The sequence below is a fragment of the Streptomyces sp. NPDC059456 genome, assembly GCF_042750055.1.
GTDB lineage: Bacteria > Actinomycetota > Actinomycetes > Streptomycetales > Streptomycetaceae > Streptomyces.
Genome location: NZ_JBHYVA010000064.1, coordinates 1 through 12521, shown reverse-complemented (window position 1 = coordinate 12521; position 12521 = coordinate 1). Strand labels below are relative to the sequence as shown.

Sequence of the window (12521 nt, the reverse complement as noted above, 5' to 3'; positions counted from 1 at the left end):
TTTAACTATATCTTTTGCGGGGGCTGGTTCTGTTGTTTATAAGAGACGGGACCGGGGGTGTGGTATAAAACGTGTTCGGTACGGGGCTCAGTGCCCCGTGACCGCGCGCAGCCGGACATCGGCGCGACGCTCGGCGGCCGCATCGGCCTCCGACTTCGCGCGCTCCAGTGCCCGCTCCGCCCGCTGGACGTCAATCTCGTCGGCGAGCTCGGCGATCTCGGCCAGCAGGGACAGCTTGTTGTCCGCGAACGAGATGAATCCGCCGTGCACCGCGGCGACGACAGTGTTGCCCTCGCTGGTACGGATGGTCACCGGGCCCGATTCCAGCACACCGAGAAGCGGCTGGTGACCGGGCATGACGCCGATGTCGCCGGACGTGGTGCGGGCGACGACCAGGGTGGCCTCGCCGGACCAGACATTGCGGTCCGCCGCGACCAGCTCGACGTGCAGCTCAGCAGCCAAGGTGGCTCCTCGGGTCACCACCCGGCGGGTCAGCCGGGTGTTGGGTCAAATTCTAATGGGCGTGGGGAGAGGGACGGGACACACCCGCCCCTCTCCGTCTGCAGACACTGCCGGCGTGCGCCGGCGCCTGCGAACCGGATGCGCTCCGTACGGAGCGCGCCGGATCAGGAGACGCCCAGCTCCTTGGCGTTGGCCTTCAGGTCCTCGATGCCACCGCACAGGAAGAACGCCTGCTCGGGGAAGTGGTCGTAGTCACCGTCGCAGATCGCGTTGAACGCGGTGATCGACTCGTCGAGCGGAACGTCCGAACCGTCCACGCCGGTGAACTGCTTGGCGACGTGGGTGTTCTGCGACAGGAAGCGCTCGACGCGACGGGCACGGTGGACAACGAGCTTGTCCTCCTCGCCCAGCTCGTCGATACCGAGGATCGCGATGATGTCCTGGAGGTCCTTGTACTTCTGCAGGATCCCCTTGACGCGCATCGCCGTGGCGTAGTGGTCCGCCGCGATGTACCGCGGGTCGAGGATGCGGGACGTCGAGTCCAGCGGGTCCACGGCCGGGTAGATGCCCTTCTCGGAGATCGGACGGGAGAGAACCGTCGTCGCGTCGAGGTGGGCGAAGGTGGTGGCCGGCGCCGGGTCGGTCAGGTCGTCCGCGGGGACGTAGATCGCCTGCATCGAGGTGATCGAGTGACCGCGGGTCGAGGTGATGCGCTCCTGCAGCAGACCCATCTCGTCAGCCAGGTTCGGCTGGTAACCCACGGCGGACGGCATGCGGCCCAGAAGGGTCGACACCTCCGAACCGGCCTGGGTGTAACGGAAGATGTTGTCGATGAAGAAGAGCACGTCCTGCTTCTGCACATCGCGGAAGTACTCCGCCATGGTCAGACCGGCCAGGGCGACGCGAAGACGGGTGCCCGGGGGCTCGTCCATCTGGCCGAAGACGAGCGCCGTCTTGTCGATGACGCCGGAGTCGGCCATTTCCTCGATGAGGTCGTTGCCCTCACGGGTACGCTCACCGACGCCCGCGAACACCGACACACCGTCGTGGTTGTTGGCGACGCGGTAGATCATTTCCTGGATCAGAACGGTCTTGCCGACACCGGCACCACCGAACAGACCGATCTTTCCACCCTTGACGTACGGGGTGAGAAGGTCGATGACCTTGACGCCGGTCTCGAACATCTCGGTCTTCGACTCGAGCTCGTCGAAGCGGGGCGCCTTGCGGTGGATCGGCCAGCGCTCGGTGACGTTGGCGTTCTCCTCCGGGTAGTTCAGCACCTCACCGAGGGTGTTGAAGACCTTGCCCTTGGTGAAGTCACCGACGGGGACGGTGATGCCCTCGCCCGTGTCGGTCACCGGGGCCTGGCGGACCAGGCCGTCGGTCGGCTGCATCGAGATGGTACGGACGAGGCCGTCACCCAGGTGCTGCGCGACCTCGAGGGTCAGGGTCTTCAGCGCGCCGTCCTCGGCCGGGTCGGCGACCTGGACCGTCAGTGCGTTGTAGATGTCGGGCATCGCGTCGACGGGGAACTCCACGTCGACGACCGGGCCGATGACCCGGGCGACGCGGCCCGAGGCGGCGGCCGTCTCAACAGAGGTCGTCATTACTTGTCACTCCCCGCGGTCGCGTCGGCCATGGCGCTGGCGCCACCGACGATCTCGCTGATTTCCTGGGTGATTTCGGCCTGGCGGGCCGCGTTGGCAAGCCGGGAGAGGCTCTTGATGAGGTCTCCGGCGTTATCGGTCGCCGCCTTCATCGCGCGGCGGCGGGCGGCGTGCTCGGAAGCGGCCGACTGCAGCAGTGCGTTGTAGATACGGCTTTCGACGTAGCGCGGCAGAAGGGCGTCGAGGACGTCCTCCGCCGACGGCTCGAAGTCGAACAGCGGAAGGATCTCGCCCTTCGTACCGCTCTCCTCCACAGCCTCGTCGAGGCTGAGCGGCAGCATCCGGCCGTCGACCGGGTTCTGCGTCATCATCGACACGAATTCCGTGTAGACGATGTGCAGCTCGTCGACGCCACCCTCGGCCGTCTCCGTCTGGATGGCTTCGATCAGCGGCCCGGCGACGCGCTTGGCGTCGGCGTAGGCCGGGCTGTCGGTGAAGCCGGTCCACGAATCCGCGACCTTGCGCTCGCGGAAGCCGTAGTAGGCCAGACCCTTACGGCCGACGATGTAGGTGTCGACCTCCTTGCCCTCGCCGCGCAGCCGCTCGGTGAGCCGCTCCGCCTGCTTGATGGCGTTGGAGGAGTAGCCGCCGGCCAGACCGCGGTCGCTCGTGATGAGCACGATCGCGGCACGGCTCGGCTGCTCGACCTCGGTCGTCAGGGCGTGCTTGGTGTTCGAACCGGTCGCCACCGCGGTCACCGCACGGGTGAGCTCGGTCGCGTACGGCATCGACGCCGCCACCTTGCGCTGCGCCTTGACGATGCGCGAGGCGGCGATCATCTCCATCGCCTTGGTGATCTTCTTGGTCGCCGTGATGGCACGGATGCGACGCTTGTAGACCCGGAGCTGCGCTCCCATGAGTCAGGTCCCTTCCGTCGTCACTTGGAGACGTTGACGGCCGGTGCGTCCTCGCCCAGGAGCTTGCCGTCCGAGGTCTCGAACTGGCGCTTGAAGCCGGCGATGGCGTCCGCGATGGAGGACAGGGTGTCGTCCGACATCTTGCCGCCGTCCGCGATGGAGGTCAGGAGGTCCTTGCGCTCACGGCGCAGGTGCTCCAGCAGCTCCGACTCGAAGCGACGGATGTCGTTGACCGGGACGTCGTCCATCTTGCCGGTGGTGCCGGCCCAGACGGAGACGACCTGCTCCTCGACGGGCATCGGCTGGTACTGGCCCTGCTTCAGCAGCTCGACCAGGCGCTTGCCGCGCTCCAGCGAAGCCTTCGACGCGGCGTCCAGGTCGGAACCGAAGGCGGCGAACGCCTCCAGCTCACGGTACTGGGCGAGGTCCAGGCGCAGACGGCCGGAAACCTGCTTCATGGCCTTGTGCTGGGCCGAGCCACCGACGCGGGAGACCGAGATACCGACGTTCAGCGCCGGGCGCTGGCCCGCGTTGAACAGGTCGGACTCCAGGAAGCACTGGCCGTCGGTGATGGAGATGACGTTGGTCGGGATGAACGCCGACACGTCGTTCGCCTTGGTCTCGACGATCGGCAGACCGGTCATCGAACCGGCGCCCATGTCGTCGGAGAGCTTCGCGCAGCGCTCCAGCAGACGGGAGTGCAGGTAGAAGACGTCACCCGGGTAGGCCTCACGGCCCGGCGGGCGGCGCAGCAGCAGCGACACGGCGCGGTAGGCGTCGGCCTGCTTCGACAGGTCGTCGAAGATGATCAGGACGTGCTTGCCGGCGTACATCCAGTGCTGGCCGATGGCGGAACCGGTGTACGGCGCCAGGTACTTGAAGCCGGCCGGGTCGGACGCCGGGGCGGCGACGATCGTCGTGTACTCGAGCGCACCGGCGTCTTCCAGGGCGCCGCGAACGGACGCGATGGTCGAGCCCTTCTGGCCGATGGCGACGTAGATGCAGCGGACCTGCTTGTTCACGTCGCCGGAGCGCCAGTTGTCGCGCTGGTTGATGATCGTGTCGACGGCCAGAGCGGTCTTGCCGGTCTGACGGTCGCCGATGATCAGCTGACGCTGGCCACGGCCGACGGGCACCATGGCGTCGATGGCCTTGTAGCCGGTCTGCATCGGCTCGTGCACCGACTTGCGGACCATGACGCCCGGAGCCTGAAGCTCCAGGGCGCGACGGCCTTCGGTCGCGATCTCGCCGAGACCGTCGATCGGGTTGCCGAGCGGGTCGACGACACGGCCGAGGTAGCCCTCGCCGACGCCGACGGAGAGCACCTCACCGGTGCGCTGCACCGGCTGGCCCTCCTCGATACCGCTGAACTCGCCGAGGACGACCGCACCGATCTCGCGCTCCTCGAGGTTGAGGGCGAGACCGAGGGTGCCGTCCTCGAACTTCAGCAGCTCGTTCGCCATGGCGGAGGGCAGGCCCTCCACCTTCGCGATGCCGTCGCCGGCAACGCTGACCGTTCCGACCTCCTCGCGCGAGGCCGCGTCCGGCTGGTACGACTGGACAAAGTTCTCCAGTGCGTCCCGGATCTCCTCCGGCCGGATCGTGAGCTCCGCCATCTGGGTTCCCTGCTCTCCTTGTTGGGCCTGAAGCTTCTTAGGGGTCTGGGGGCGACCCCCAGGAATCTTCTGCAAGTTCTGCACGGCCCAACCGGGCCGCTAGGAATGCTTTTGTTCTATTGCTGGCTGAGGTCAGCCGGCCATGCGGCGGGTCGCCTCTGCGAGGCGGTCCGCGATGGTGCCGTCGATGACCTCGTCGCCGACCCGCACCGTGATCCCGCCGAGGACCGCGGGGTCCACGTCGAGGTTCAGGTGCATCTGGCGGCCGTACAGCTTGGCCAGCACCGCGCCGAGACGCTGCTTCTGCACGTCGCTGAGCGGAACCGCGGTGGTCACGGTGGCGACCATGCGGTCACGGCGCTCGGCGGCGAGCTTGGAAAGGGACTCCAGTCCCGCTTCCAGGCTACGTCCACGCGGGTGCGTGACGAGACGTGCGACCAGACGCTCGGTGACGGCGTTCGCCTTGCCGCCGAGCAGGCTGCGCAGCAGCTCGCTCTTGGCGGAGGCGGTGGCGCCACGGTCGGTCAGCGCGGCACGCAGCTCGGTGTTCGAGGCGACGATCCGGCCGAAGCGGAAGATCTCGTCCTCGACGTTGTCGAGCGCGCCACCCTGCTGGGCCGCCGTGAGGTCGGCGGTGGCCGCCAGCTCCTCCAGCGAGTCCACCAGGTCGCGGGACTGCGACCAGCGCGACCGCGCCATGCCGGACAGCAGGTCGAGGGTTTCCCCGCCCACCTGACCGGACAGCAGCCGGCCGACCAGCTCGGCCTTGGCCTCGCCGGACTGCGCCGGGTCCGTGATGACCCGACGCAGCGAGACCTCACGGTCGAGCAGCGCGGTGACGGCTGCCAGCTCACCGGCGAGCTTCGACGCGTCGACGGACGTGTTGTCCATCAGCACGTCGAGACGCTCGCGCGCGGAGGCCAGCGCCTCGCGGCTCGCTCCGTTCATCGGGCCGCCTCGGCCTTCTCCTCGAGCTCGCTGAGGAAGCGGTCGATCGTGCGGCTCTGCCGGGCGGCGTCCTCGAGGGACTCGCCGACGAGCTTGCCGGCCAGGTCGGTGGCGAGCTTGCCCACGTCCTGGCGCAGCGCCTGAGAGGCGGCCTTGCGGTCGGCCTCGATCTGGGCGTGGCCGGCAGCGATGATCTCCTCACGCTGCCGCTGGCCCTCTGCGCGCAGTTCTTCCTTGAGCGCAGTGCCCTGCTCCAGCGCTTCCTGGCGCAGGCGCGCGGCCTCGTGCCGGGCTTCGGCGAGCTGGGCCTTGTACTGCTCCAGCACGCTCTGGGCCTCGGTCTGAGCGGCCTCAGCCTTCTCGATACCGCCCTCGATCTGCTCGCGGCGCTCGTCCAGAACCTTGTTGATGTTCGGAAGGAGCTTCTTCGCGAGGAAACCGAAGACGATGACGAAGGCGATCAGACCGATGACGAGCTCGGGGATCGGCGGGAAGAGCGGGTTTTCCGTCTCGGCCGCCAGAACCATGAGGTTCACATCAGTGCCTTTCGTCTAATCGGACTAGTGGTCGCGGTTCGTCAGCTGTAGACGAACGGCATGACCAGACCGATGAGGGCGAGCGCCTCACAGAAGGCGAAGCCGAGGATCTGGTTGGCGCGGATCAGACCGGCAGCCTCGGGCTGACGGGCGAGAGCCTGCGTGCCGTTACCGAAGATGATGCCGACGCCGACACCCGGGCCGATGGCCGCGAGACCGTAACCAACGGAGCTGAGGGAGCCGGTGACGCCATCGGCGGCAGCGAGGATCTGGGACATGCCAGTTCTTCCTTCTCTTTCACGGACCGGTGGGGGTTGGCCACCGGACGACAGGGGGTTTGGGGGAGGGCGGGACTCAGTGGTGCTCGGCGAGCGCGCCCTGGATGAAGCTGCAGGCCAGGAGGACGAAGACGTAGGCCTGGACAGCCTGGATGAAGAGCTCGAAGGCCGTCATGACGATGACCATGACGAACGAGACGCCCGCGTAGGCGATCCCGATCCCGTTCAGCAGGTACCAGCTGGCGATGGTGAACAGCAGCAGCAGGGTGTGACCGGCGAACATGTTCGCGAACAGTCGGACCGCGTGGGTGAACGGGCGCACCAGGACGTTCGAGAAGAACTCGATGATCATGACGAGGGGCAGAACGGCGCCGAGCGACTTGTCGTAGCCGGTCAGGTTCTTGAAGCCGCCGACGAAGCCGTGACGCTTGAACGTCACCGACATCCAGATGATGTAGACGATCGCCGCGAGGGCCGCCGGGTACGCGATGATCGCGGTCACCGGGAACTGGGCCACGGGGACGATCGACCAGACGTTCAGGACCCAGACGAAGAAGAACAGCGACACCATGAAGGGGACGTACTTCTCGCCCTCCTTCTTGCCCAGCGTCTCGTAGACGATGCCGCGGCGCACGAAGTCGTAGCCGGCCTCGGCGACCATCTGGAGCTTGCCCGGGACGACCTTCGGCTTGCGGAAGGCGGCCCAGAAGAAGCCGACGATGATCAGCGAGCCCAGGAGGGCCAGCAGCATCGGCTTGTTGAAGTACACACTGGTCAGGCCGGGTTCGCCCCACAGCGGCTCGAAGAGGAACGAGTGCAGGCCCGGACCGGGGAAGCCACATCCGTCGAAGATGTGACAGTCGGTCTCGAAAGCGAGCACCTGCGTCAGGTCAGCACTCACCGCGGGCTCCTTCAGCGTGGCGCATAGGTACGGCAACCTCGTTGTGTCGGCGCGGCGCACAGCCGCTGTTCGGCACTGGACTGGTGTTACGGGTGTGGGGGCGGCGATCAGGCATCGAGCCTCGCGATGGAACAGGCGTCAGCTCAGATGCCCGCGCCCGCATTGCCGCAGTTGGAACCGGACGATAGCAGCATCTCGAACGCTCGCTTATCCCGGCCCTACCCCTCACGACTTCGGCCCCGAATTTTCGGGCTTGTCGCCCTTCGTCGAGTCCGGTTCGACATACAGGATCTTGGCCTTCATGTGAGCACGCGTCTGAGCACCGATCCACACGAGGGTGGTGGCGACGAGCGTGATCGCGAATGCCCGGGGGTTGAACAGCGTCGTGTTCTTGAACACGGCGAGAAAGACGAAGAGCAGCAGGATCTGGGCCGTGTAGAGCATCAGCCCCATGGCCTGGAACAAGTGCGGCAGTGATTTCGCAGTGCGTTGCAGAACGACGAATCCGATGCCCATGAACAGCATCACCAGCAGCGTGGCAATGACGGCCCCGAGAGCCCCCTTGCCGCCCGCGACCACGGCGCTGATGACGGCGGCGAGAGCGCCGGCGGCAGCTGTGGGTACAGCGGCGTGCAGAAGGGATCGGACGTCATCTGACCGCATGGCGGGTTGCTCCGCGTGGTGGTGGGGGCACGGACTCGTACGGGACTCGTACGGGACGAGCGTAGACCCGGTCCGAGATCGAGCCTCGGGCCAATGGACCGTCGCACTACGGTCCTTCGGCTCTGTCGCCGGGTTTAGTGAACGGTATCACAAACTATTTGATGAGAGCTTTACCTGGTGGGTGTGCCGACTGTCACACATGAGAGTGAACCCGCCCGTGTGTGCGCGACAACCCGTCGTTGTGTGTGCTAAAGGCACTCCATGTCCGACATGTACCGCGGCCGTCAGCGCGTCGACTCTGCCTTACGCCGGTCGGGGAAGCGCGAACGGGGGCCTACGGCGGTCGCTCCGTTGACGCCCGAGACACCGACCTTGATCGGCCCGGCGGGCTCCGGCTCGCGGCCCGAGGCGTCCAGGGCGGCCGCCTCCGCGGCGCGCTCGGCGTGCCGGTAGCGCGGCGGGACCAGACCCTCGGCCCAGCGCGGGGCGCGCGGGGTGAAGCGCGGCAGGAGCAGCAGGACCAGGCCCACCGCGCTCAGCGCGACGATGGCGAGCACGATCCACATCGAGGCGGAGTGCACCGAATAGGCCACCGCTCCGAAGGCGATCAGGCCCGACCAGAAGTACATGATCAGCACCGCGCGGCTGTGCGAATGCCCGAGTTCCAGCAGCCGGTGGTGCAGGTGCCCGCGGTCCGCCGCGAAAGGCGACTGGCCCTTCCAGGTACGCCGCACGATGGCCAGGATCAGGTCCGCCATCGGGATCGCGATGATCGTCAGCGGGAGCAGAAGCGGAATGAAGACCGGGAGCATCGCGTGCGTCGCATTGCGCTCACCGCCGGCGAACAGCGCCATGGTGTCCGGGTCCACCTGCCCGGTGATCGAAATCGCGGAGGCGGCGAGCACCAGGCCGATGAGCATCGATCCGGAATCGCCCATGAAGATCCGCGCCGGATGCATGTTGTGCGGCAGGAAGCCGAGGCACATGCCCATCAGGATCGCGGCGAACAGGGTCGCCGGCGCCGCGGCCTCGATGCCGTAGCCGAACCAGATCCGGTACGAGTAGAGGAAGAACGCCGTGGCGGCGATGCAGACCATGCCGGCCGCCAGACCGTCGAGCCCGTCCACGAAGTTCACCGCGTTGATGGTGATCACGACGAGGGCCACGGTGAGCAGGTTGCCCTGCCACTGGGTCAGCGCGACCGTCCCGATGCCCGGGACGGGGATCCACAGCATGGTCAGGCCCTGCATGACCATCACGCCGGCGGCGATCATCTGCGCACCGAGCTTGATCAGGGCGTCGATCTCGAACTTGTCGTCGAGCACGCCGATCAGCCAGATCAGGGCGGCTCCGGAGAGCAGCGCCCGCGGTTCGTTCGACAGCTCGAAGACGCCGTTGAGGTTGCGCAGGTGGTCGGCGACCAGCAGTCCCGCGCACAGTCCGCCGAACATGGCGATGCCGCCGAGCCGCGGGGTGGGCTCGCGGTGCACGTCGCGGGCGCGGATCTCCGGCATCGCACCGGCCGCGATCGCGAACTTCCGCACGGGCCCGGTGAGCAGATAGGTCACCGCGACCGTGACGCAAAGCGTCAGCAGATATTCACGCACGGGCTGCCCCAGATGTATCGCCGGCCATCTCAGCCCCACACATTAGCTGCGATGTACCCCTCACCGAGGACGCGAGGGTGCGCTACCCCGGTTGCGGTACACCCTGTTTGTCCTGATTACTCACCGTACGGGGGAAATCCCCGCGTCAGCTCGGCCACTTCTGCGCGGATACCCGTCCCCGCCCCGCGCAGTACCGCGGTGAACAGCTCGGCGATCCGTGCCATCTCCGGCTCCCGCATGCCCTGGGTCGTGACGGCGGCCGTACCGAGCCGGATCCCCCGCTGGTCCCCGTACGGGAGCGCGCAGGTGTCCAGCACGATCCCGGCGGCGGCCAGGCGGCCGCGGGCGGCCGGGCCGTCGATGCCGAGCGGCGCCGGGTCAGCAGTGATCAGATGGGTGTCGGTGCCGCCCGTCGTGACCGCGAAACCGTGGGCCTCCAGCTCACCGGCCAGCGCCCGCGCATTGGCCACCACCCGGTGGGCGTACGTGGTGAACGCCGGCGCCGCGGCCTCGCCGAAGGCCACCGCCTTGGCGGCGATGGTGTGCATCTGCGCGCCGCCCTGCGTGAAGGGGAACACCGCCCGGTCGATCCGCTCGGCGAACTCGGCACCGCACAGCACCATCCCGCCGCGCGGGCCGCGCAGCACCTTGTGGGTGGTCGCGCAGACGATGTCGGCGTACGGGACGGGGCTGGGCGCCGCCCCGCCCGCGACGAGCCCGATGGGATGCGCGGCGTCCGCGATGAGGTACGCCCCGACCTCGTCGGCGATCTCCCGGAACACCGAGTACTCGGGGTGCCGCGGGTACGAGATCGACCCGCAGACGATCGCCTTGGGCCGGTGCATCCGCGCCAGCTCCTGCACCTGCCGGTAGTCGATCAGGCCGCTCTCGGCGTCGACCCCGTACCCGACGAAGTCGAACCACCGGCCGGAGAAGTTGGCGGGCGAGCCGTGCGTGAGGTGCCCCCCGTACGAGAGCCCCATCGCCAGCACGGTGTCCCCGGGCCGCAGCAGCGCCGCGTACGCGGCCAGTACCGCGGCGGAACCGGAATGCGGCTGCACGTTGGCGTGCTCGACGCCGAAGAGCGCCCGGGCCCGCTCGGCGGCCAGTCCCTCGGCGAGGTCGGCGTACTCGCAGCCGCCGTGGTAGCGCGCACCGGGATAGCCCTCGGCGTACTTGTTGGCCAGCGCCGAGCCGAGCGCCGCGAGCACGGCGGGCGAGGTGAAGTTCTCGGCGGCGATCAGCTGCAGTGTCGTGGCCTGGCGCTGCGCCTCGCCCGCGAGCACGTCGGCCATCTGCGGATCCTGCTGCCGCAGCAGGTCCGGCGGCGGGGTGATGACGCTCATGGCGCGACTCCAGTGGGCTGTCCCGGTACTCGCCACTGTAGGCCCGCCCCCCGGTTCCCGCCCGCCGGTCGCTCCGAGCGGGGTGCGGGTCGCGTCATCGGGAAGCGGTGACGCCCGTCAGGGCCGTGACGACCGGGTCCAGCGCCTGGCCGGCCCCTCCCGATGGCGCCCCTCGCACCGATCGGCCCCAGGGGGCCTCCCCGGCTTCGCTGCGCCGCGCCGGCCTCCGGCCGGCCACCGTCAGCGGGAAGCGGTGACGCCCGTCAGCGCCGTGACGACCGGGTCCAGCGCCTGGTTGATCTCGTCGCCGATGGAGCGGAAGAAGGTGATCGGCGCCCCGTACGGGTCGTAGACCTCGTCCGCGTCGGGCGAGGGGGCCAGCAGCCAGCCGCGCAGTGCGGCCGCGGCCCGTACCAGGGCCCGCGCCCGCTCGGCCACCCCGCCGTCCAGGGGCGGCAAAGTGGCCGGATCTATGGCCCGAACCAGTCGGGTGAACTCCTTCAGCGTGAAGGTCCGCAGGCCCGCCGAGTGCCCCATCGAGATGACCTGGGCCCGGTGGTCGCGGGTGGCCGTCAGGACCAGGTCCGCCCGTATGACGTGCTCGTCGAGCAGCTCCCGCCCGGTGAACCCGGAGGCGTCCGCGCCGAAGTCGGCGAGCACGGCGGCCGCGTTCGCCTCCATCGGCGCACCCTCGTGGCCCCAGGTCCCCGCGCTCTCCACGATCAGGTCGCCAGCCGGAAGGCCGCCCAGCCGGTGCGCCAGCGCATGCCGGGTCAGCCGCTCGGTGATCGGCGAGCGGCAGACGTTGCCGGTGCTGACGTGGAGGATGCGGAAGGTGTCCCCTCCGGCGGCCGCCGGGGAGTGCCCGCTTGCTATGCCACGCCCCTGAGGGCTCACGGAGCCACCTCAAGGTCGGGTACGACCTCCCGCAGCTGCTCCGCGGTCAGCGCCCCCTCGCGCAGCAGGACGGGCACCTTCCCGGTGACGTCGACGATCGACGACGGCAGCGTGTTCGGGGTCGGGCCGCCGTCCAGGTACACGGACACCGAGTCGCCGAGCATCGCGCGGGCCGCGTCGCAGTCCTCCGGCGCCGGGTGCCCGGTCAGGTTGGCCGAGGACACGGCCATCGGCCCGACCTCGGTGAGCAGCTCGATCGCGACGGGGTGCAGGGGCATGCGGACGGCGACGGTCCCGCGGGTCTCCCCCAGGTCCCACGCCAGCGAGGGCTGGTGCTTGGCGACGAGGGTCAGGCCGCCCGGCCAGAAGGCGTCGACGAGTTCCCAGGCCTGCTCGGAGAAGTCCGTGACGAGCCCGTGGAGGGTGTTCGGGGAGCCGATGAGCACCGGGGTCGGCATGTTGCGGCCGCGCCCCTTGGCGGCGAGCAGGTCGCCGACGGCCTCCGCGCTGAAGGCGTCCGCGCCGATCCCGTAGAGGGTGTCGGTGGGCAGCACGACGAGCTCGCCGCGGCGCACGGCGGATGCGGCTTCACGCAGGCCCGTCTTGCGGTCCGTCGCGTCGTTGCAGTCGTATCGCCGGGCCATCAGCGTGACTCCTCGTGCAGCAGGGGGGTGGAGGGGTGGGTCGCGGGCGTGTCGGCTGGGCCTTGCGGGGGGTGGGGTTTGGGGGGGGGTTGTTGTGGT

13 protein-coding genes are annotated in these 12521 nt (G+C 68.7%); all 13 read right to left on the bottom strand.

What is annotated here, in order from left to right; genetic code table 11:
- Positions 1-87 precede the first annotated feature (87 nt).
- Positions 88-462 (bottom strand): F0F1 ATP synthase subunit epsilon, encoded by a 375-nt coding sequence (locus ACFXA3_RS08895; protein ID WP_008738187.1) that lies wholly within the window; start codon positions 460-462, stop codon positions 88-90.
- Positions 463-626: 164 nt separating this feature from the next.
- Positions 627-2069, bottom strand: a complete 1443-nt coding sequence (gene atpD, locus ACFXA3_RS08890) for a F0F1 ATP synthase subunit beta (protein WP_385183968.1) — start codon at positions 2067-2069, stop codon at positions 627-629.
- A complete protein-coding gene (locus tag ACFXA3_RS08885; protein WP_229336442.1) occupies positions 2069-2986 on the bottom strand; it encodes a F0F1 ATP synthase subunit gamma in 918 nt (305 codons plus the stop codon). The genes atpD and ACFXA3_RS08885 overlap by 1 nt, the downstream gene beginning before the upstream one ends.
- Positions 2987-3006: 20 nt before the next feature.
- The gene (gene atpA, locus ACFXA3_RS08880) at positions 3007-4602 is read right to left on the bottom strand and encodes a F0F1 ATP synthase subunit alpha (RefSeq protein WP_030857153.1); all 1596 of its coding nucleotides are present in this window, start codon (positions 4600-4602) and stop codon (positions 3007-3009) included.
- Positions 4603-4734: 132 nt separating this feature from the next.
- Positions 4735-5550 carry a F0F1 ATP synthase subunit delta gene (locus ACFXA3_RS08875; protein ID WP_385183964.1) on the bottom strand — a complete coding sequence of 272 codons (816 nt, stop codon included), beginning with the start codon at positions 5548-5550 and terminating at the stop codon, positions 4735-4737.
- Positions 5547-6077, bottom strand: a complete 531-nt coding sequence (locus ACFXA3_RS08870; RefSeq protein WP_385183981.1) for a F0F1 ATP synthase subunit B — start codon at positions 6075-6077, stop codon at positions 5547-5549. The genes ACFXA3_RS08875 and ACFXA3_RS08870 overlap by 4 nt, the downstream gene beginning before the upstream one ends.
- Positions 6078-6127: 50 nt before the next feature.
- Positions 6128-6364, bottom strand: coding sequence for an ATP synthase subunit C (locus ACFXA3_RS08865; RefSeq protein WP_030153776.1), 237 nt, complete (start codon positions 6362-6364; stop codon positions 6128-6130).
- A 76-nt stretch (positions 6365-6440) separates the two neighbouring features.
- Positions 6441-7265 (bottom strand): F0F1 ATP synthase subunit A, encoded by an 825-nt coding sequence (atpB, locus tag ACFXA3_RS08860; RefSeq protein WP_385183961.1) that lies wholly within the window; start codon positions 7263-7265, stop codon positions 6441-6443.
- Positions 7266-7490: 225 nt separating this feature from the next.
- Positions 7491-7928 (bottom strand): hypothetical protein, encoded by a 438-nt coding sequence (locus ACFXA3_RS08855; RefSeq protein ID WP_385183958.1) that lies wholly within the window; start codon positions 7926-7928, stop codon positions 7491-7493.
- A gap of 284 nt (positions 7929-8212) precedes the next feature.
- On the bottom strand, positions 8213-9535 hold the full coding sequence (locus tag ACFXA3_RS08850) for an MraY family glycosyltransferase (RefSeq protein ID WP_385183956.1): 1323 nt from the start codon (positions 9533-9535) through the stop codon (positions 8213-8215).
- Positions 9536-9651: 116 nt separating this feature from the next.
- Positions 9652-10881 carry a serine hydroxymethyltransferase gene (gene glyA, locus ACFXA3_RS08845; protein WP_385183954.1) on the bottom strand — a complete coding sequence of 410 codons (1230 nt, stop codon included), beginning with the start codon at positions 10879-10881 and terminating at the stop codon, positions 9652-9654.
- A gap of 240 nt (positions 10882-11121) precedes the next feature.
- Positions 11122-11778 carry a protein-tyrosine-phosphatase gene (locus ACFXA3_RS08840; RefSeq protein WP_385183951.1) on the bottom strand — a complete coding sequence of 219 codons (657 nt, stop codon included), beginning with the start codon at positions 11776-11778 and terminating at the stop codon, positions 11122-11124.
- Positions 11775-12422, bottom strand: coding sequence for an L-threonylcarbamoyladenylate synthase (locus ACFXA3_RS08835; protein ID WP_385183949.1), 648 nt, complete (start codon positions 12420-12422; stop codon positions 11775-11777). Before ACFXA3_RS08835 ends, ACFXA3_RS08840 begins: the two co-directional genes overlap by 4 nt.
- Positions 12423-12521 lie beyond the last annotated feature (99 nt).

Excerpts from the sequence above, each read along its gene's own strand:
- atpD (WP_385183968.1), bottom strand. The coding sequence starts at position 2,069 with ATGACGACCTCTGTTGAGACGGCCGCCGCCTCGGGCCGCGTCGCCCGG.
- ACFXA3_RS08885 (WP_229336442.1), bottom strand. The coding sequence starts at position 2,986 with ATGGGAGCGCAGCTCCGGGTCTACAAGCGTCGCATCCGTGCCATCACG.
- atpA (WP_030857153.1), bottom strand. The coding sequence starts at position 4,602 with ATGGCGGAGCTCACGATCCGGCCGGAGGAGATCCGGGACGCACTGGAG.
- ACFXA3_RS08875 (WP_385183964.1), bottom strand. The coding sequence starts at position 5,550 with ATGAACGGAGCGAGCCGCGAGGCGCTGGCCTCCGCGCGCGAGCGTCTC.
- ACFXA3_RS08870 (WP_385183981.1), bottom strand. The coding sequence starts at position 6,077 with ATGGTTCTGGCGGCCGAGACGGAAAACCCGCTCTTCCCGCCGATCCCC.
- ACFXA3_RS08865 (WP_030153776.1), bottom strand. The coding sequence starts at position 6,364 with ATGTCCCAGATCCTCGCTGCCGCCGATGGCGTCACCGGCTCCCTCAGC.
- ACFXA3_RS08855 (WP_385183958.1), bottom strand. The coding sequence starts at position 7,928 with ATGCGGTCAGATGACGTCCGATCCCTTCTGCACGCCGCTGTACCCACA.
- glyA (WP_385183954.1), bottom strand. The coding sequence starts at position 10,881 with ATGAGCGTCATCACCCCGCCGCCGGACCTGCTGCGGCAGCAGGATCCG.
- ACFXA3_RS08835 (WP_385183949.1), bottom strand. The coding sequence starts at position 12,422 with ATGGCCCGGCGATACGACTGCAACGACGCGACGGACCGCAAGACGGGC.